Source organism: Novosphingobium sp. PP1Y (assembly GCF_000253255.1).
Taxonomy (GTDB): Bacteria; Pseudomonadota; Alphaproteobacteria; order Sphingomonadales; family Sphingomonadaceae; genus Novosphingobium.
The window spans coordinates 3,615,136-3,634,339 of record NC_015580.1; the positions used below are offsets into that span (position 1 = coordinate 3,615,136).

Annotated in this window: 21 protein-coding genes; 13 read left to right on the forward strand and 8 right to left on the reverse strand. The window is 64.9% G+C overall.

The window, feature by feature from the left end; all coding sequences use genetic code 11:
- Window positions 1-36: 36 nt before the first annotated feature.
- The 10 genes from PP1Y_RS23060 (at window position 37) to PP1Y_RS23105 (ending at window position 7,163) form a co-directional block, all read left to right on the forward strand.
- Window positions 37-900, forward strand: a complete 864-nt coding sequence (locus PP1Y_RS23060; RefSeq protein ID WP_013834337.1) for a FliM/FliN family flagellar motor switch protein — start codon at window positions 37-39, stop codon at window positions 898-900.
- A 19-nt stretch (window positions 901-919) separates the two neighbouring features.
- Window positions 920-1,219 (forward strand): flagellar motor switch protein FliN, encoded by a 300-nt coding sequence (gene fliN, locus PP1Y_RS23065; protein ID WP_007012322.1) that lies wholly within the window; start codon window positions 920-922, stop codon window positions 1,217-1,219.
- Between the two features lie 6 nt (window positions 1,220-1,225).
- A complete protein-coding gene (locus PP1Y_RS23070) occupies window positions 1,226-1,507 on the forward strand; it encodes a flagellar biosynthetic protein FliO (RefSeq protein ID WP_007012323.1) in 282 nt (93 codons plus the stop codon).
- The gene (fliP, locus tag PP1Y_RS23075) at window positions 1,504-2,301 is read left to right on the forward strand and encodes a flagellar type III secretion system pore protein FliP (RefSeq protein ID WP_007012324.1); all 798 of its coding nucleotides are present in this window, start codon (window positions 1,504-1,506) and stop codon (window positions 2,299-2,301) included. Before PP1Y_RS23070 ends, fliP begins: the two co-directional genes overlap by 4 nt.
- An 8-nt stretch (window positions 2,302-2,309) precedes the next feature.
- Window positions 2,310-2,600, forward strand: a complete 291-nt coding sequence (gene fliQ, locus PP1Y_RS23080) for a flagellar biosynthesis protein FliQ (RefSeq protein ID WP_007012325.1) — start codon at window positions 2,310-2,312, stop codon at window positions 2,598-2,600.
- Window positions 2,600-3,379 carry a flagellar biosynthetic protein FliR gene (gene fliR, locus PP1Y_RS23085; RefSeq protein WP_013834339.1) on the forward strand — a complete coding sequence of 260 codons (780 nt, stop codon included), beginning with the start codon at window positions 2,600-2,602 and terminating at the stop codon, window positions 3,377-3,379. The genes fliQ and fliR overlap by 1 nt, the downstream gene beginning before the upstream one ends.
- On the forward strand, window positions 3,376-4,515 hold the full coding sequence (locus PP1Y_RS23090) for a flagellar biosynthesis protein FlhB (protein ID WP_007012327.1): 1,140 nt from the start codon (window positions 3,376-3,378) through the stop codon (window positions 4,513-4,515). The genes fliR and PP1Y_RS23090 overlap by 4 nt, the downstream gene beginning before the upstream one ends.
- A gap of 70 nt (window positions 4,516-4,585) precedes the next feature.
- Entirely contained in the window at window positions 4,586-6,022 is a 1,437-nt protein-coding gene (fliD, locus tag PP1Y_RS23095) for a flagellar filament capping protein FliD (protein ID WP_013834340.1), read from the forward strand.
- Window position 6,023: 1 nt separating this feature from the next.
- Window positions 6,024-6,395: a flagellar export chaperone FliS gene (gene fliS / locus PP1Y_RS23100; RefSeq protein ID WP_013834341.1), complete on the forward strand. Its 372-nt coding sequence runs from the start codon at window positions 6,024-6,026 to the stop codon at window positions 6,393-6,395.
- Window positions 6,396-6,560: 165 nt separating this feature from the next.
- Window positions 6,561-7,163, forward strand: a complete 603-nt coding sequence (locus tag PP1Y_RS23105) for a response regulator transcription factor (RefSeq protein WP_013834342.1) — start codon at window positions 6,561-6,563, stop codon at window positions 7,161-7,163.
- A gap of 25 nt (window positions 7,164-7,188) precedes the next feature.
- Here PP1Y_RS23105 and PP1Y_RS23110 read toward each other — a convergent pair whose 3' ends face one another.
- The 5 genes from PP1Y_RS23110 to PP1Y_RS23130 all read right to left on the reverse strand — a co-directional run bounded on the left by PP1Y_RS23110 (window position 7,189) and on the right by PP1Y_RS23130 (window position 11,151).
- Window positions 7,189-7,629 (reverse strand): hypothetical protein, encoded by a 441-nt coding sequence (locus PP1Y_RS23110; RefSeq protein ID WP_051010098.1) that lies wholly within the window; start codon window positions 7,627-7,629, stop codon window positions 7,189-7,191.
- 188 nt (window positions 7,630-7,817) lie between these two features.
- Entirely contained in the window at window positions 7,818-8,972 is a 1,155-nt protein-coding gene (locus PP1Y_RS23115; RefSeq protein WP_013834343.1) for an aminotransferase class I/II-fold pyridoxal phosphate-dependent enzyme, read from the reverse strand.
- Between the two features lie 190 nt (window positions 8,973-9,162).
- Complete coding sequence (locus PP1Y_RS24810) at window positions 9,163-9,813, reverse strand: hypothetical protein (RefSeq protein ID WP_148275058.1); 651 nt, start codon at window positions 9,811-9,813, stop codon at window positions 9,163-9,165.
- A gap of 70 nt (window positions 9,814-9,883) precedes the next feature.
- The gene (gene dmeF / locus PP1Y_RS23125; RefSeq protein ID WP_013834345.1) at window positions 9,884-10,861 is read right to left on the reverse strand and encodes a CDF family Co(II)/Ni(II) efflux transporter DmeF; all 978 of its coding nucleotides are present in this window, start codon (window positions 10,859-10,861) and stop codon (window positions 9,884-9,886) included.
- Window positions 10,862-10,875: 14 nt separating this feature from the next.
- Window positions 10,876-11,151, reverse strand: coding sequence for a metal/formaldehyde-sensitive transcriptional repressor (locus tag PP1Y_RS23130; protein ID WP_007012337.1), 276 nt, complete (start codon window positions 11,149-11,151; stop codon window positions 10,876-10,878).
- 178 nt (window positions 11,152-11,329) lie between these two features.
- Between PP1Y_RS23130 and PP1Y_RS23135 the strand changes: the two genes are divergently transcribed.
- Window positions 11,330-12,058 (forward strand): Crp/Fnr family transcriptional regulator, encoded by a 729-nt coding sequence (locus tag PP1Y_RS23135; protein ID WP_013834346.1) that lies wholly within the window; start codon window positions 11,330-11,332, stop codon window positions 12,056-12,058.
- 842 nt (window positions 12,059-12,900) lie between these two features.
- Here PP1Y_RS23135 and rpoN read toward each other — a convergent pair.
- Window positions 12,901-14,427, reverse strand: coding sequence for an RNA polymerase factor sigma-54 (gene rpoN, locus PP1Y_RS23140; RefSeq protein WP_013834347.1), 1,527 nt, complete (start codon window positions 14,425-14,427; stop codon window positions 12,901-12,903).
- A gap of 26 nt (window positions 14,428-14,453) precedes the next feature.
- Window positions 14,454-15,248, reverse strand: coding sequence for an LPS export ABC transporter ATP-binding protein (lptB, locus tag PP1Y_RS23145; RefSeq protein WP_013834348.1), 795 nt, complete (start codon window positions 15,246-15,248; stop codon window positions 14,454-14,456).
- A 230-nt stretch (window positions 15,249-15,478) separates the two neighbouring features.
- Here lptB and PP1Y_RS23150 point away from each other — a divergent pair, with 230 nt between their 5' ends.
- Both PP1Y_RS23150 and PP1Y_RS23155 read left to right on the forward strand, forming a co-directional pair.
- Complete coding sequence (locus PP1Y_RS23150; RefSeq protein ID WP_232512542.1) at window positions 15,479-15,859, forward strand: hypothetical protein; 381 nt, start codon at window positions 15,479-15,481, stop codon at window positions 15,857-15,859.
- A gap of 139 nt (window positions 15,860-15,998) precedes the next feature.
- Entirely contained in the window at window positions 15,999-17,345 is a 1,347-nt protein-coding gene (locus tag PP1Y_RS23155) for a TldD/PmbA family protein (protein ID WP_013834350.1), read from the forward strand.
- Window positions 17,346-17,402: 57 nt separating this feature from the next.
- Here the strand turns inward: PP1Y_RS23155 and PP1Y_RS23160 are convergent, their stop codons facing one another.
- Window positions 17,403-19,193: an acyl-CoA dehydrogenase C-terminal domain-containing protein gene (locus PP1Y_RS23160; protein WP_013834351.1), complete on the reverse strand. Its 1,791-nt coding sequence runs from the start codon at window positions 19,191-19,193 to the stop codon at window positions 17,403-17,405.
- Window positions 19,194-19,204 lie beyond the last annotated feature (11 nt).

Consider the following 19,204-nt stretch of genomic DNA (forward strand, 5'->3'; position numbering starts at 1 on the left):
ACGATGACGTCCGCCGCATCCCAAGGAACCGAGCGCATGAAAGCCCGCCACTGCAAGGAACTGCTGGGGACCGGTCCGTCGATCGGCGAGCTCGTCCCGGCTCTCTCGCTGATCGGCGAGCGGCTTGCGCGGGCGCTCGCCTCGGGCCTTGCCCGCCTCTCGGGCGGCGATGCCCCGGTCGTGCGCGTCGGCATGCCGCTCGACGGCACGCTGGGCTCCATCCAGTCGGAACTGGAAGGCCTTGCCTCGCACACGCTCCTTGCGGTGGGTGCGGAATCCCGGCCAATGCTGGCCGTCTTCGAGGCCGCGCCGGTCTTCCGCCTCGTCGACCGTGCCTTCGGCGGACGCGGCGACGTGCCGGACCCGCTGCCCGATACCTTCCCGCTTTCTGCCGAACTGCTGATCGCGCGCATCGAGGGCACCGTTGCCGATGCCCTCTCGATCGCTTTTGGCGGCGAAGCGAAGCACGCGGTGCGCACCGTGCGCCGCGAGACCAGCCTGCGCCAGCTTGCACCGTTCGACCGCAACGAGGAGCTGCTGCTCCTTTCGCTCGAAGTCGAGGAAACCGGCTGCGAGCCCTGGTCGATGCTGCTCGCTTTCCCGCAGACGACGCTTTCGGCACTCGTCACCGTGCCGCGCCACCCGCGCAAGGCGCGCATGATGCAGGCCGCGCCCGATCCAGCGTCGGAGCCCTTCGCTTCGATGCCGCTGCAGGTGAAGGCCGTCCTCGTCGACATGACGATGGGCTTTTCGCGCCTGTCCAGCCTCAAGCCCGGCGACATCCTGCCGGTGGCAGTGGCGCGCAGCGTTCCTCTCAAGGTGGGCGACCAGACCGTCGCCAACGGCACTATCGGTGAACTCGACGATCGCGTCGCGGTTCAGGTTTCCCACGCATTCTGACTACGAAAGACGATCAACCATGAGCATTCATCCCCGCGGTTTCGATTTTCTTCGCGACGTCGACGTCCGGCTCTCGGTCGAGCTGGGCCGCACCGAAATGAAGCTGAAGGACATCCTCGCCCTCGGCCCGGAAAGCGTCGTCGTCCTCGACCGCATGTCGGACGAGCTGCTTGACGTCCTGGTCAACGGCAAGCCGATCGCCAAGGGCGAAGTCGTCTCGCACAACGGCCGCTTCGGCCTGCGCATCGTCGAGATGGTCGGCGTCGAGGAAACCGCCGACGAAAATGCCATCCCGCTTCCCGGCGGCGCGCAGGGCTGACGCATCATGCTGTGGTACATCCTCAAGCTTATCATCCTGCTGCCACTGATCGGTTTCATCGCCTGGGGCTGCCTCAAGCTGGCGAAGAAGATGCAGGAAAAGGCCGGAATCGGCGGCGGTTCGAAGTCGATCCGCATCGTCGAGACCACCATGCTCTCGCCCACGCTCAAGCTTGCGGTGATCGAATTCCACGGCCGCGAGATCCTCGTCTCGGCCTCGCGCGGCGGCCTCACCCGCCTGGCCGAAGCACCGGCGCGTCCCCGCACTGCGGAAAGCCTGCCCGAATGAAGCGCATCGTTTCCCTGATCGCCGCACTGCCGGCGCTGCTGCTTCCCGCGGTGGCCTTCGCGCAGGTCCAGGCCCAGTCGCTTCCGGCGGCGGCGCCTGCATCGGACTCGGCGATCCCCGGCGCGCTCGACCGCGCCTTCGGGGCAATGGGCGGCACCGAGGGTCCGGGCATGAGCCTTTCGCTGCAGCTGCTCCTGATCATGGGGCTGCTGACGATCCTGCCCAGCCTGATCCTGATGATGACCAGCTTCACCCGCATCCTGGTGGTGCTGGCGATCCTGCGTCAGGCGCTGGGCCTGCAGCAATCGCCGCCCAATCAGGTGCTGATCGGCCTGTCGCTGTTCCTCTCGCTGTTCGTCATGGCGCCCACCCTCGAACGCGTGAACGCCAATGCCATCGCCCCCTATTCCGCCGGCACCATCAATGCCGAGCAGGCGATTGCCAACGGCGGCAAGGAATTCCACGCTTTCATGATCCGCCAGACGCGTGAGCGCGACCTGACGATGTTCGCCGAGATGGCCAATGCACCGCGTTTCGCGAAGCCGGCCGACGTGCCCTTCTCGATCCTGCTGCCCGCCTTCGTCACCAGCGAACTGAAGACCGCCTTCCAGATCGGCTTCATGCTGTTCCTGCCGTTCCTCGTGATCGACCTCGTGGTCTCCTCCGTCCTCATGTCGCTGGGCATGATGATGATGAGCCCGATGGTCGTTTCGCTGCCTTTCAAGCTGCTGCTTTTCGTCATGGTCGACGGCTGGGCGCTGCTTATGGGCTCGCTGGCCTCCAGCTTCGGGTAGCGCGGGCGATGGAAGACATCACCAACCTGCTCAGCCTGGCCGACAAGATGCTCTGGGTGACGGCGCTCGTCGCCGCCCCGGTGCTGATCGCCTCGCTGGTCGTCGGCCTCGCGGTCGGCGTCGTGCAGGCTGCCACGTCGGTCAACGAGCAGACCCTGACCTTCGTCCCCAAGCTGGCCATCACCGCATTGGTGCTGGTTCTCTTCGGCGGCTCGATGATGACGCTGATCGGCGACTTCACCCAGGAGATCTTCGCCCAGATCGCGAACATCTCGCAGGCGGAGCGCGTCCTGCCGTGATGAACCTGGACTTCGGTTTCGGCGCGCTTGAACAGGATTTCTGGCGGCTGCTCTTCGTGATGACCCGCATCGGCGCGGCGCTTGTTGCCGCCCCGCTGTTCGGGACCGCGAGCGTGCCGCCCCAGCTTCGCGTCGTCGCAGCCGGAGCCATTGCCGTTCTCGTCTGCGCCTGGACCGACGTCCAGGCTCCCGCAGCGCTGTTCTCGCTGGCAGGGATGGTATCGGTTGCCGGTGAGGTCCTCATCGGCCTCTCGCTCGGCTTCATCCTGCAGGTCGCCTTTGCCGCCCCGGTTCTTGCCGCGGAAATCATCGGCGGCTCGATGGGCATGAGCATGGCCACCGCGGTCGATCCCAACTCGGGTGCGCAGTCGCCCGCTCTCGGCCAGTACTTCTCGGTGGTCATCACCCTGGTCTTCCTTGCCCTTGGCGCCCACCTGCAGTGGTTCTCGCTGGTAATCGAGAGCTACAAGAGCTTCCCCCCGGGCCACACCTGGCTCGGTGCAGAGCGCCTGTCCGAAATCGCCGGTTTCGCCAGCTACATGTTCGTGACCGCCGTTACCATCGCGCTGCCGGTCAGCCTGATCCTGCTGATCGTCCAGATGGTCACCGGCGTCCTCAGCCGCTCGGCACCTGCGCTCAACCTCTTCGCGCTGGGCCTGCCTGCCGGCGTTCTGGCCGGCATTGCCGCCCTGCTGATTTCCGCCCCGGTCCTCACCGACCTCGTCACCCGCATTTCCGCCGATGCCATCGGCGCCACTTCGGACCTGCTGAAGCCATGAGCGAACAGAGCGGCGAAAAGAGCTTTGCGCCAACAGAGAAGCGCAAACGCGACGCAGCCCAGAAGGGCGACGTCCTTCGCTCGCGCGAACTCGCCACGGCTGGCGCCGTCACCGTGGGCGCAGTCTGGATGCTGGCCGCAGGTCCCTGGGTCCTCGAACGGCTGAGTGAAACGCTACGGGCCGGTTTCGTCTGGGACCGCGCCGCGATCGACGATTTCGAGCCCGGCCAGCTGATCGTTTCGGCGGCCATCTCCGCCCTGCCGCCCGTATTCCTGCTGGGCCTGGCGATCATCGCGGTTTCGCTGATCTCGCAGCTCGGCTTCGGCGAGGGTCGCTGGATCGGCGGCAACATGGCGCCCAAGGCCTCGCGCATCAATCCGATGTCGGGCCTCAAGCGCATGTTCGGCCCGAACGGCTGGATCGAGATGGGCAAGGGCATCGCCAAGGTCGGCCTGCTCGGCACGATCGCGTGGTTCTGGGCCGACGGCCGTCTCGAAACCATCGCCAAGCTCGGCCGCGGCGACCTGTTCGGGCAGCTTTCCTATGCCTGGCACGGCGTCATCATTCTGCTGTTCTGGCTTGCCGGCGGTCTCTTCGTGATCGCGCTGGTCGACGTGCCGGTGCAGATGGTCCGCCGCCTCTCGCGCCTGAAGATGACGCTTCAGGAAATGCGCGACGAGAACAAGGAAAGCGAAGGCTCGCCCGAGAAGAAGGCGGCGATCAGGAACGCCCAGCGCAAGATCGCGATGGGCGGCCTGATCCCGGCCATGAAGGAGGCGCAGTTCGTCATCACCAACCCGACGCACTTCTCCATCGCGCTCACTTACGATCCGGACAAGGCGCATGCCCCGATCGTGCTGGCCAAGGGCCGCGGCGACAAGGCGCTCGCCATGCGCGAACTGGCCGCCGAGTACCAATTGCCGGTCCTCGAGTATCCCGCACTTGCCCGTTCGGTGTTCTACACCACCCGCGAACGCCAGGTGATCCGCGAGGAGCACTATGCCGCGGTCGCCGCGATTCTTGCCTTCGTCATGTCGCTCAAGCGCGGCGAAAAGCGCGTTCGCCCCGAAGTGTCGGTGCCGGTCACGCTGCGCTTCGACGCCAACGGCAATCTCGACCCGGCTTCGGTGCACTGATCGTGGCTTTCCCGGAAAAAACCGTTTCCAACCCCTTAAGCCCGGCACGGCAAGGCCGTCCTAGAGGTACATGGTAGACAGCACATCCTCGACCAGTTCGGCGACGTCATCGCTGATTTCGTCCCTCGGCGCAGGGAGCGGGATCGACTTTGCCGGACTCGCCGCAAGCCTGTCGGCCGCGCAGTTCGCCGCGCGCAGCGATCAGCTCGCTGCCAAGTCGGAGAAGCTCGACGCCAAGATTTCGGCGGCTTCGAACATCAAGTCGATGCTGCTCAACCTCGACACCTCGTTCGGTAATCTCGTGCGTTCGGGCGACCTGGCCCGCACCCCGGTCGTGGCCAACGGCGCGGTGGCTTCGGCCACCCTGACCGGCACGAGCCAACCGACCGGCACCTTCTCGCTTGAAGTCACGCAGCTCGCCTCGGGCCAGCGCATCGCTTCGAACGCCTACAGCGCGGCGACCGACACGGTCGGTTCGGGCACGCTCACCCTGCGCTTTGGCACCGTTGCGGGCGCAGCCTTCACCGAAGACACCGGGCACGCCTCGGTCGACATCGCGATCGCTGCAGGCTCGACGCTGTCGCAGGTCGCGTCGGCCATCAACGGCGCCAATGCCGGCGTCACTGCCTATGTCGCCAACACCGTCAACGGCGCGCAGCTCGTCCTGCGCGGACCGGAAGGCGAATCCAACGGCTTCGTCCTGGAGGCGACCGAGGATGCCGCAGACCCCGGCCTGTCCAACCTGGCCTGGAATCCCGGCTCGGCGAACGGCCAGCTCCTGGCGACGGCGCAGGACGCCAAGTTCAACGTCGACGGTCTGGCCATGACCTCGAGCTCGAACACGATTTCCGAAGCCATTCCCGGCGTAAAGCTGACGCTGGGCGCGACCAATGTCGGCGCGCCGACGAACGTGTCGTTCAACGATCCCACCGATGTCATCGAATCGGCGATGCAGGACTTCACCAGCGCGCTCAACGAGCTGATGTCGGAACTGAACACCGCTACTGCCATCGGCGCGGATCTTGCCAACGACAGCGGCGCCAGGGCGCTCAAGCGCTCGCTTTCGCAGCTCGCCGGCACCACCGTGATGCCCAATGCGACCGGCGTGGCCAAGACGCTCGCCGACCTGGGCCTCAAGACCGAGCGCGACGGAACCTTCTCACTCGACACCGACCGGTTCAAGGCGACGATGGAAGCCGACCAGGACGGCGTCGTCGCGATGTTCACCAACGGCATCTACGGCGTCTACGCGACGTTCGACGCGATCTACCGCAAGGCCAGCAGCACGACCGATCCCGGTTCGCTGGGTGGCTCGATCTCGCGCTATTCCAAGCAGCTGACCGAAGTGACCGAGAACCAGTCGGACCTCGTCATCAAGCAGGAGGAGCTTCGCGCCCGCATGGTCGCCCGCTTCGCCAAGACCGAGACGCGGATCAGCTCCTCGCAGTCCACCCTCTCGTTCCTCCAGAGCCAGATCGACATCTGGAACAACTCAGGCAACAACTGACATGCTGGCGCACCGATCCCCTCACGAAGCTTACCGCCGGGTCGATTTCGACGCCCGCGTCAAGGGCGCCAGCCCGACCGAACTCGTGCACCTGTGCTACGAACATCTCGTCAGCGCGCTGGGCACCGCGATCCATGCGGATCGCATCGGCGACAATAGCCTCAAGAGCCGGTCGATGACCCGCGCGCTTACCGCGGTCACGGCACTGCAGCTGGGGGTCTCGGGCGAGAACGAGATGGCAGCCGCGCTCAACCACCTCTACGAATCGGCGCGCCGCACGATTCTCGACAATGCAGTGAGCTTCGATCCGCGCACGGTCGAAACACTGCGCACGGACTTCATGGAAATCGGCCAGGCACTCCAGGCCGGCTGAGCCGGATTGGCGGCGAGATCGCACGGTTTCGGTTGCCACCAACATAGCGTTTCTCCTGCCCGGAAATCCGCAAGCCTCAATTGCATCGAAATCGGTGGCATCGTGCCACACGTGCCGGTGCGACTGCGCGTAATCCCCTAAGGGCAAACCAGTGGGGAGACTGCAGTGGAACGACTTTCCAACCTGATCCTGATCGACGGAGAAACCCGCCGTCGCGCCGCGATCAGCCATGCCCTTTCGACGGCCCAGATCCATGTCGAACCGTTCGAGAACATCTCAGAACTGGGCGCTGCATGGCCCAGCGGTGGTGTCGTCCTCCTGCACGAGCAGGCCGGGGCCATTTCCAGCCTGATCGAACAGATGGCGAAACACGGCGAATGGTTTCCGATTATCGCCTTCAGCGAATTTCCATCGCCGCCGCGGATCGTTCAGGCCGTACTCGACGGCGCGATAGACTATGTCAGCTGGCCGATCACTGCAGACGAATTGAGCGCCTCGCTCGATCGTGCGATCCGGCGCACCGATGCCTTCGGTCACGCCAAGTTGCGCGAAGTGATGGCGCGCGCGCGGATCGCCCGGCTGAGCCGCCGTGAAAGGGAAGTGCTGGGCGGCGTGGCAAGCGGGCTGTCCAACCGGCTGATCGGCGAAAGGCTCTCGATCAGTCCCCGTACGGTAGAGATCCACCGCGCCAACATGCTCACCAAACTCGGCGCCAACCATACCTCGGACGCCATTCGCATCGCGATCGAGGCCGCCCTGATCAAGTGAGAGGTGCCGCTACGACAAAGACCGCTCAGTGAAGGCGAGCGGCGGGCGGGACTTCGATGCTTTCCAGGTCCTGCCGGTCGAACTCCATGCGCGCCAGCAGCAGAGAGACATGCGCCGCCAGCAGGGCAAGCGCGACAGTCGCGCCTTCGGAGATCATTTCCTCGGACTCATCGTCCATGACGACCGTGGCGAGGCAAGAACCGCTGCCGCCGCGGGACAACATGAAGGCAACGTCGGGTCCAAGGATCGCCAGCACTGCGCTTTCGGCCGCGCCGCAGGTCAGCATCTCATCGATCGTGTTGAGATCGAATGCGTGCCTGAGCCCCAGCGGCGTTCCCTGCAGCAGCAGCCCGGCTTCGCGAATGCGATCGCTTTCCTCGGCCGCATCGCTGCCGACGCAGTCGTTCAGGAAATCCCGAAACCTGGCCGTCCAGACTTCCCAATCCTTTGTACGATCAATCACCATGCCCGACCCGTTTTGCCATCGCCCCGCACCCGCCAGACGCCATGAAAGGCCAGCTGTCAATCCGCAGAATTCGCGCAACATAAGGCGCCGTCCCACCTTGCTACAGCATGACTGCACAAGGTGAAGCGACGATTCACATCTGCGGGACGGCCCGGCGCGATCCGCGAATCGGCCCGCGTGGCCATCGCTCAGCGCACGGTGGCGTTGCCCACGCGGGCGCGCTCCTCGAACCAGGGCACCATGCGTTCGATCGCTTCCTCGACCAGCGCAGTGGACACAGCGAAACTGAAGCGCATGAAGTGGTGCCCGTCGACCGGATCGAAATCGATGCCCGGCGCCGTCGCGACGCCGGTATCGCGGAGCAGTTGCTGGCAAAGGGCCAGGCAATCGTCAGTCAGGTGGCTGACATCGGCATAGATGTAGAAAGCCCCATCGGGAGGCGCGATCTTCTGCAACCCCAGGCGCGGCAGCGCGGCCAAGAGCAGCTCACGGTTACGGGCATAGACCTCGACATGGCCTGCCAGTTCCTCCCGGCAGTCGAAGGCGACCAGCCCTGCATGCTGGGCGAGTACCGAGGGCGTCAGGAACAGGTTGGACATGCGCGCGCGCGCCGCATCGACCAGATCGGGCGGAACGAGCAGCCAGCCGAGGCGCCATCCGGCCATCGAGTAGTACTTGGAGAAGCTGTTCACGACCACGGCATCGGGCGCATATTGCAGCATCGACTGCGCGGCCCGGCTGTAACTCAGACCATGGTAGATCTCGTCCGAAACGATCCGGATGCCCTTGCGGCGACAGACTTCGGCTATTGCCGCAAGTTCCTCGGGCGCAATGATCGTGCCGGTCGGATTGGCCGGGCTGGCGACGATCAGGCCGTCCGGCACAGGGTCCAGAGCATCGAGCGCGGCTGCCGTGATCTGGTAGCGCTCGGCCGGCCCGCAGGCGACTTCGACCGGCTCCAGATAGAGCGTCTTGAGGGTATTGCGGTAGGCAACGTATCCCGGCCTCGCAAGGGCAACGCGCGCACCCGGTTCGAACAGGCTGGTGAGCGCCAGGACGAAGGCAGGAGAAGCTCCGCAGGTCAGGATCACCTGCTCACGGTCCAGCTTGACGCCATAGGCATCGTCGTAATGGCGGGCGATGCGCTCAAGCAGGGCGATGTTTTCCCAGTATCCGCCGGGCTCGCTGTCGAGCACTTCGTGTGCCTTTGCGATGGCCGCGGCCGGTGCGCCGGTGGAAGGCTGCCCGTATTCCATGTGGATGACGTCGCGGCCGCTTTCAGCTAACTCGTAGGCTAGGCGGCCGATCGACATGGCGTGAAAGGGTTCGACTTTTGCAACCATGTGCGGTTGCTAGGCTTGCAGCATCGCTTGCACAAGCCGGAGGTGCAAATCCTTGGGCCGGTGCCATCCGGTATACCTAAAAAGGGGTACCCCCTTACCCTCATGCCTCCGGCAAACAGCTGGATTTCAGAGATAAATTGAAACGGGCGCACTCATACAAGTTAGTCAGAGCATGTGCAGCGGTTTCGCATCATGTTGAAGACAGGCAAGCGGAGGTTTTCGGCGAACTGCCCGCTTGCCGCTTGTTTGACGGGGCCATGATGATCTTACGCTTTCTACGCGACCGAACGGCCAGCTCTGCGGCTGAATACGCCCTGCTGCTGGCGATGGCCGGAGGCGGCATTGCCATCGCCGCTCTGGCCCTGAGCGGCTCAATCAACTTTGCCATGGCCGATGGCGCCAGTTCGATAGCCAGCGGTGACAGCAGTTCCGGAGGCAGCGGCTCTTCGGGGGGATCGGGCGGAACTTCATCGGGCGGCACCTCATCGGGCGGCACTTCGTCGGGAAGTTCGAGCGGAGGCAGCTCCAGCAGCGGTTCATCGGGTGGTTCGAGTGGGGGCAGCAGTTCGGGCGGCTCAAGTTCGTCCGGCGGGGGCACGACAACCGGGGGTTCGACCACCGGTGGATCCACTACAGGAGGATCGACCTCTGGCGACACGTCTGGCGGGACCACCACATCCAGCACCAGCAGCACATCCGGAGGCACGACCACGACCAGTGGCGGCACGAGCACGGGCGGCGGCAACGGCAGTTCCTCGGGCGGCGGCAACGGCAGTTCCTCGGGTGGCAGCACATCCGGCGGGGTAACCGTTCCGCCCGGATGCAAGAACGGCAACGGCAAGAAGGACTGCCCGCCCGCTTGAGGCCATCGCACGCCGTGCCTTGCCGATCGGGCTTAGTGCCGCGCGGGCTCAGTACCGCTCGATGGTGATGTGCTGCAATTCGTGAACCGGCCGCAGGCGCCGGCGCAGTTCCGCGGTATCGACCCGTTCCTCGTGAACGGAGACTCCGACGATGGCAGCGTGGGCCTCGGGTCCGACGCGCCAGACATGCAGGTCGCAGATCACCGCATCGCCCGGAGCCTCCACCAGTTCGCGCACTTCTGCCGCAACATGGTCATCGGTACGATCCAGCAGGACGGAGGCGGTGTCTCGCATGAGCGTCCATGACCAGCGGGCGATCACCAGCGCGCCGACGAGGCCCATAACCGGATCGAGCCAGACCCAGCCAAGATAGCGCCCGGACAGCAAGGCGGCGATGGCAAGCACCGAAGTCAGCGCATCGGCAAGGACGTGCATATAAGCCGAACGCAGGTTGTTGTCCCCGTGCCCGTGGCCATGATGATGCCCCTGACGATGCCCGTGGTCGTGATCGTGCCCATGGTGGTGCCCGTGGTGATGCCCGTGGTGATGATCGTGGCCATGATGGTGATGGCCCGAAAGCAGCAGGGCACTGACGACGTTCACGGCCAGGCCGATGATCGCGATCACGGTCGCTTCGCCGAAGGCAACGCGCACCGGGCTGAGCAGGCGCATGAAGGATTCGAAACCGATACCCAGTGCAAACATGGCCAGCACCAGCGCCGATGCGAAGCCGGCCAGATCACCCACCTTTCCGGTCCCGAAGCTGAAAGCCGGGTTGCGCTTGTGCCGTTTGGCATAGGCATAGGCCATCGCCGCAACGCTCAGCGCGCCGGCGTGGGTCGCCATGTGAAAACCGTCCGCAAGCAGGGCCATCGATCCGGTCAGATATCCGGCCACGATCTCGCCCACCATCATGACGGCGGTCAGGGCCACGACCCATAGCGTGCGGCGCGCATTGGCGTCGTGCGACGCACCGAGGAAATCGTGGTCGTGGATGAAGTGGTCTATTTCAGGCTGGCTCGCCATCTTCGGCCGTCTTTCTATTTCGCGTAGCGCCGGATCGCCGCCAGCAGGGCCTCGGCCCCGGCTTCGCGCTCTTCCTGCGAGAGTTGGGGCGCGGCGACATGTTCCTTCATGTGCGCCTCGATCAGTTCGTCGATGAGACCGTTCAGCGCGCCGCGCACGGCGGCGGCCAGATGCAGGGTCTTGGTGCAGTCCTCGCCACCGACCAGCGCGCGCTCCACGGCCTGGAGCTGACCGACGAGCCGGCGCACGCGCAAGACAAGGGCGTCGTTGTTGGCGGAGAGATGTCCCATAGGATACCCCCCTATCCTATAATCCACATATCCGGCAAGACGATCCATCGGGCGCCCCCGCACTGGCCAAGTCGACAGGTGGGCATGGCTTGGGCATTATGCCGGGCAATTCGGGGTCGATGCAGGGTCCGCCGTGGCTCGGCGGTGTAGCGGCTCGCCATGTGAACTGGGGTCATCGATGCCGCAATTGTCCGATCTGGACCGTCACCTTCCCGCGCCACTTGCCGAAGCCGTTGCGCCGCTTGCACGCCTGGCGCAGTTCAAGGCCGGGCAGACGGTCATGGGCCACCAGGACGAGACGAGCGACGTCTTCGTCATCCTCGAAGGCACGCTGCGGATTGAACTGCTCTCGCAGAACGGACGCGAGATCACGCTCAGCGATGCCGGTCCGGGCGCACTCGTGGGGGAATTCGCCGCGCTTGACGACCAGCCGCGCTCGGCAACGGTCATGGCCACTACCAAGGCAAGTCTGGCGCGTATTCCCGGGGCGGCCTTTCGCGAAGCCGCGTTCGCGCATCCGGAATCGGCGGAATGGCTGACCCGCCGCCTCGTGCGCATGCTGCGCCAGCTCAACGAGCGGATCTTCGAGCTCAATGCCCTTGCCGTGCGCAGCCGCCTGCACTGCGAACTGCTGCGCTTCTGCCTCGATACCGGCTTTAAGGGTAACGAGGCGACGATCACGCCTTCGCCCACTCATGCCGAGCTGGCCAACCGCATCGGCACCCACCGCGAGGCAGTGACCCGCGAACTGCGCTACCTTGCCGAACAGGGCATCACGTCCAGTTCCGGGCGCAAGCTGATCGTCTGCGACATTGCCCGACTGGCGGAAATCGTGCGCGCCGCTGCCGGGGACGTCGAACTGATCCAGCGGGCCAACCAGGCCGGAATCGGCCGCGGCACGGCCTGACCAGCCAGCAACGCAACGATCCCATCGCGGCATTGTGGTAAAAGTCACAAGGCCCCTGTGGTCTAGGTCACTGCGCTCAACCTCCAGGCAGGGTTAACAGGTTCTTGTCCGGAGCGTGCGACCCCGCTTTCGGATGCGACCGGAAGCCAGTGGGAGGCTTGCATGCGACCTTCGGTCTCCCCCTTCCATCCGGAATCACTCGCAGACTAAGGCGGCAGCCGGGCCCGCATTGCTTGAGCCAATCCCTAACACGGCTGCCGCCACTTTTCCGGTTCTTGAAGAGATGGCCCTTCCCGACGATGCCGGTAGGGGTGCCGACAAGATCGAGAAGGGCCGGTCGACCCGCCAATGCGGGTCTATGCGATCGGAGGCGATCGCAAGGCGTTCCTCCCTGGCAACCTGTGCCGGAGCGACCTGAGTGCGGAACATGTCGCTCCGGCGGAGCCACCCTTTTCAGGGCGCCCCCAGGATTGACCTGTCAATTCGTGCCTCGACAGGTGCTACCCTACAGCTCTTGTTCTTGTCCGAAACCTGAATTGCCTGAGGCCGCTGGGCAAACAGCCAGCTAAAAAAGTCGTGCCGCGCATCGCCACTGGCCCATGCACTGCGCCGGGCGAGCGCGGCCACGGCGCTGCCCCTAGTCAACCGATCGTTTCCCGGCTTGGGATCAATACAGGACATGGTCAGCGCCTTCTTCCAGTGGCCGGGGCGCTCCCACCTGTCGCAGTCCCGGCACAACTGATAGATAACCAACTTACCACGACTCGGGAAAATACGCAGAACTTTTTACTAAGCTAAACAAGCAATATACAAGATGTACTCAATGTCATCTTGCTCATTACTTACCGCGCTGCAGCAAGAGCCTTCTGGCGGCGGCGTTGAACCGAACTACCCAGCCCGATAGCTTCACGGTACTTGGCGACCGTTCGCCTTGCCAGCGCAAACCCCTTGCCGTTGAGCAGTTCCACCAGCGCATCGTCGGACAGGATCGCCTTGGGATCCTCGGCGTCTATCAACTGCTTGATAGCGGCCTTCACTGCCTCTGCCGAAGCCGCACCCTCGCCGCCCGCGCCGCTGACGCCCGAGCTGAAGAAATACTTCAACTCGTAAGTTCCGCGCGGACAGTTGAGGAACTTGTTCGAAGTCACGCGGCTGACGGTCGATTCATGCATGCCGATCGCTTCGGCCACCGCGCGCAGGGTCAGCGGCTTGAGCTGGGAAACGCCGTGCCGGAAGAAGCCGTCCTGTTGCTTCACCAGTTCGCTCGCCACCTTGAGGATCGTCTTCTGCCGCTGGTCGAGCGCCTTGATCAGCCAGTTGGCATCGGCAAGCTTTTCGGAAAGCCACGCACGCGAGGTCTTGTCCTCGCAAGTGCCCTTGAGCTCGACGTAATAGCCGCGATTGACGATCAGGCGCGGCAGCGTCGCCTGGTTGAGCGCGATGTCCCAGCCGCCGTCGCTGCGCGGAGTCACGAGGATGTCGGGCGTGACGGCCCCGCTTGCCTCCCCGCCGAAACGCGCGCCCGGCTTGGGGTCGTAGCTGCGCAGTTCGGCCAGCATATCGGCGAAATCCTCGTCGTCCACGCCGCACATGCGCTTGAGGCGAGCCAGTTCCCCCTTGGCGACAAGGTCGAGATTATCGATCAGGCGCGCCATGCACGGATCGTAGCGGTCCGCCTCGCGCGCCTGCAGGGCGATGCACTCCGACAGTGAGCGAGCACCTACTCCAGTAGGATCAAGTGACTGGACGAGTATCAGCGCATCCTCGACCGCATCCTCCGACACACCGAGATCGGCTGCCAGTTCGGCAAGGCTGGCATGGAGATAACCGGCATCGTCGAGCAGGCCGATGATGTAGCGCGCAATGCCCGCCTCGACGGGATTGAACGCCTCGGACCCCACTTGCGCCTGCAGATGCTCGGCAAGCGACGCCGCACCCCCGGCATGGTCCTCGATACCGGGCCCGGCCTCGCCGCCGGCCATGCGGAATTCGCTGGCCCAGTTGTCGGCAGTGCCGCTGGTCGAATTGCCTGTCAGTTCGCCGTCACCGGTATCGCGGTCCCGGTCCAGCGATCCGGCGTCGATGTCGAGCGGCCGGTCGTCGCTTGCCCGGCCTTCGCCGATCAACTGGTCGACCGGCGAACCTTCCAGCGTCGTGCGCCGGGCTTCCTCGGGCATTTCCACGGTTTCGACCGGAGGAGGTGCCGGTTCCGCACCGACATCGAGCAGGGGATTGGCGTCGAGCGCCTCGCCAATGAAGGTTTCGACTTCGAGATTGGACAGCGCCAGCAGCTTGATCGCCTGCTGGAGCTGCGGCGTCATGACCAGCGACTGGCTTTGCCTCAGGTCTAGCCGGGGCCCCAGCGCCATGCGTCAGTATCCCTGGACGTCAGGCCTCACAGCGTGAAACCCTCGCCGAGATAGAGCCTGCGCACATTCTCGTCGGCCACCAGCGCTTCGGGGCTGCCCGCGAAGAGCACCTGCCCGCCGTAGATGATGCAGGCGCGATCGACGATGTCGAGCGTTTCGCGCACGTTGTGGTCGGTGATGAGAACGCCGATCCCGCGCGTCTTGAGGTCCCTTACGAGATCGCGGATGTCCGCGATGGAGAGCGGGTCGATGCCTGCGAAAGGCTCGTCCAGCAGCATGATCGACGGCTTCGCAGCCAGGGCCCGGGCAATTTCGCAGCGACGGCGCTCGCCGCCCGAGAGCGCCATGGCCGGGCTCGACCGCAGGCGGGTCAGGCCGAATTCGTCGAGCAGGCGCTCCAGTTCCTCGTCGCGCACGGCCCTGTCCGGCTCGTTGAGTTCCAGCACGGCGCTGATGTTCTGCTCCACCGTCATGCCCCGGAAGATCGAGGTTTCCTGCGGCAGGTAGCCCAGGCCGAGAATCGCGCGGCGGTACATCGGCAGGCGGGTGACGTCGACGCCGTCCATCAGGATGCGGCCCGAATCCGGGCGCACCAGGCCCATGATCGAATAAAAGCAGGTGGTCTTGCCCGCGCCATTGGGGCCGAGCAGGCCCAGCACTTCGCCTTTCGCTACCGAAAGCGAGATGTCGGTAAGGACCGCACGCTTGTCGTAGCTCTTGGCAATGGAGATGACTTCGAGCCCGCCGCGTTCGGCGACTGCGGCCGCAGCGGCCGCCGCACTGGAGCTCTGATCCTGCGAAAGTTCGGTCGTTTCCGTCATTGGTTACCGCGTTAACGCACGCGACCGGGCAACGGCAAGTCGGCATTTTGCCTTCGAGGCCCAGATTGGCAGGTTTCGTGCATGTGCCTGATAACCCGGCGCTGTTTACCGAGTGCCCTCGGGCCACCGCCCGTCCGCCTCGCCAGAGCTTGTCGGAAATTTCGTCAAACTTGATCTTCCCGCAATTTGATGATCTAGTCTTACGGGGATTGAAGGGGAAGTACTGCTGGATGGCTAAGACCACTCGACATCGGGCCATGATGCCTCCGGCCTCCGGACATCTGGTGGACTGGCGCAAGAAGATGAGCGACCACATCGCTTACGCCCTGCTGGCCTATACCGCCTTGCAGATTTTCGTGACCATCGGCGCCCTCAAGTCGCACGGAAGTTCGCTGCTCCCCTATCTTGCGCTGATCATCCTCGTCATCGCCATCATCCCGGCCTGCCGCCGCTTCGAGGCGCGCTGGAACCGCCTGAGCGACGAACAGGCGCACGATCCGGGCATGGCGCCTTATTACCGGCGTGACCGTCTCGTTCTCTGGGCCATGGCGATTGGGCTTCCTTTCGCGCTGACCGGACTTTTCAAGGGCCTCGCCCTGATCTTCGCTTGAGAGCGAGCCCAGCCGGGCTTACGTCCCCCGGCCAACCGAACCTTCGTGCATCTCGCATTTGCCCTTGGCCCGCGCGGCGACTAGGGCTGCCCTGAGCGCGAACCGGCTTTCGCGCGGTTCAAGGGAGTTGCGAAGTCCAATGCTCAATCCGGAACAGGCCAGGGAACGCGCGCAGGATCTGGTTGCGCGCGCGCGCCGCGCAGGCGCCGATGCCGCCGATGCCGTGTATGGCGCCAGTTCCTCGGAAGGGATCCAGATCCGCCTGGGCAAGCTCGAGGATGTCGAGCGTTCGGAAAGCGAGCACATCTCGCTGCGCGTATTCAGCGGCACCCGTTCGGCCAGTATCGGTTCTTCCGACTTGTCGGACCTAGCGCTGGACGAGCTGGCCGCGCGCGCGATCGCCATGGCCCGCGCCGCACCGGAAGACGCCTATGCCGGCCTGGCGCCAGAGGAACTGCTCACCCATGGCCCCTTCCCCGAACTCGACCTGATCGATCCCTCCGAACCCAGCCCGCAGGCCCTGCGCGAACGTGCCGAGGAAGCCGAGGACGCGGCCCGGGCGGTGCAGGGCGTGACCAATTCCGACGGCGCATCGGCCAGTGCCGGCTTCGGTATCTTCGCGTTGGCGACCAGCCACGGTTTCGCCGGAGCCTATGGCGCATCCAGCCATTCCACCAGCGCTTCGGTTGTCGCCGGCGAAGGCGCGGGCAAGCAGCGCGACAGCGCCTGGCGCCAGACGCATCACGTGGCCGACCTGCCCGGCGCGCGCGAGATCGGCGAACTGGCCGGAACCCGCGCGGTTGCCCGTCTCGAGCCCGGCAAGGTGAAGAGCGGCCCGATGCCGGTCCTGTTCGATCCGCGCGTCTCGGGCACGCTGGTCGGCCATCTCATCGGCGCCATGTCGGGCAGCGCAATCGCCCGCCGTTCCAGCTTCCTGCTCGACCGGCTCGGCGAACAGATCTTCGCGCCGGGAACCGTGATCGCCGAAGACCCGCACCGGCCGCGCGGCCTTCGCGCCCGGCCGTTCGACGGCGAAGGACTGGCGACCCGTGCGCGCAATCTCGTGGAAGACGGGAAGATCACCGGTTGGCTGCTCGACTGCGCGGCGGCCCGCCAGCTCGGCCTGGAGCCGACCGGCCACGCCTCGCGCGGCGGCGGCGGCGCACCGGGAATCTCGGTGGGCAATATCCACCTCGAACCCGGCCCGCTCTCGCCCGCCGAACTGATGGCGGACATCGCCGACGGCATCTACGTGATCGAGCTGATCGGGCAGGGCGTGAACGGAGTGACCGGCGATTACAGCCGCGGCGCTTCGGGCTTTCGCATCGTCAACGGCGAACTGGCCGGGCCGGTGGCCGAATTCACCATCGCCGGGAACCTGCTCAAGATGTTTGCGCAGATGACCCCGGCCAGCGACCTTGAATGGTACCGCGCGATCAACGTGCCGACGCTGCGCGTCGATGGCATGACCATCGCCGGAAACTGATGGACGAGCGGTCCGGCGCCGCGCTCTCGACTGCGGAGCGCGGCGCCGGACGCCCGATCAGAACGCTTCGGCCTCAAGCGCCATCATCGATGCCTTGCCCGACTTGATCGCCAGGAATGCCGCGGTCGCCTGGGGCAGGATACGGTCGAAGAAGAACTGCGCGGTCGCCAGCTTGGACTTGTAGAACGCCGCCTCGTCGGTGCCTTCGCCAAGCCTGCGCTGGGCGATCACGGCCGACTTGGCAAAGCAGTAGGCCATGGCGACAAGGCCGGTCAGGCGCAGGTAATCGGTCGCGGCAGCAGCGCCTTCCTCGGGGTCCTTCATCCCCTTCTGCGCGATCGTCGCCGTTGACAGCTGAAGCGCGCCAAAGGCCTTTTCCAGAGCCTCGATCATCTTGCCGAAGGTCTCGTCACCCTTGTTCGCTTCGATGAACTGCGAGACCGGGTGGAAGAACGCGCGCAAGTAGCGGCCCATGTGGGCAGGCAGCTTGCGGCCCACGAGGTCGAGCGCCTGAATGCCGTTGGTACCCTCGTAGATCATGGCGATGCGCGCATCGCGCGCGTACTGCTCCACGCCGCTTTCGGCGATGTAGCCGTGGCCGCCATAGACCTGCACCGCAAGGTTCGCGCTCTCGAAACCGAGGTCGGTGAAAAGCGCCTTCACCACGGGCGTCATCAGGGCGACAAAATCCTCGGCGCGCTGCTTCACCTCCGGATCGGTGGCGTGCTTTTCGGCATCGAGCGCGCGGCTCACCCATGCCGAAATGGCACGGCAGCCTTCGTTGTTGGCGCGCATCGTCATCAGCATGCGGCGCACATCGGGGTGAACGATGATCGGGTCAGCCGGTCCATCCGGGTTCTTGACGCCGGACAGCGAACGGCCCTGCAGGCGGTCCTTCGCGTACCACACCGCAGACTGGTAGGCTGCCTCGCCCACGCCCAGCCCCTGCACGCCCACCGAGACGCGCTCGGTGTTCATCATCGTGAACATCGCCTCGAGCCCCTTGTTGGGCTTGCCGACCAGCCAGCCGGTCGATTCCTCGAAATTGAGCTGGCAGGTTGCCGAGGCCTTGAGGCCCATCTTGTGCTCGATGGCCGCGACCGAGACCCCGTTCGAGGGGCCCGGCGTGCCGTCGTCCTTGGGCAGGTACTTGGGCACCAGGAACAGGCTGATGCCCTTCACGCCCTTGGGTGCATCGGGAAGCCGCGCGAGGACGAGGTGGATGATGTTCTCGGTCAGGTCATGTTCGCCGGCGGAAATGAAGATCTTGCCGCCGGTCAGCTTGTAGCTGCCGTCATCCTGCGGAACCGCCTTGGTGCGCAGCATGCCCAGATCGGTGCCGCAATGCGATTCGGTGAGGCACATCGTGCCCGACCAGGTGCCCGAAACCAGCTTCGGCAGGTAGAACTGCTTGAGTTCATCGCTGGCATAGACCTCGATCGCGGTCGTGCCGCCGTGGGTCAGGCCGGGATAGAGGCTGAACGACAGGTTGGCCGAGCAGATCATTTCCTCGGTCATCTTGTTGACCGATTCGGGCAGACCCTGCCCGCCCCATTCGGGATCGGACGCCAGCGCGCACCAGCCGCCCTCGCGGAACAGCTCATAGGCTTCCTTGAAGCCCTGCGGCGTGCGCACCACGCCGTTCTCCAGCGTACAGCCCTCGACATCACCGCTGCGGTTGAGCGGGAGCAGGACCTCCTGCGCCACCTTGGCCGCTTCTTCCAGCACGGCATCGACGAGATCGGGCGTGAATTCTTCAAGCGCCTCGAGATTACCGAAGCCGTCATCCTCATGAAGCTCGTGCAGCACGAACTTCATGTCGCGCAAGGGTGCCTCGTAGACTTGCATTTCTCACTCTC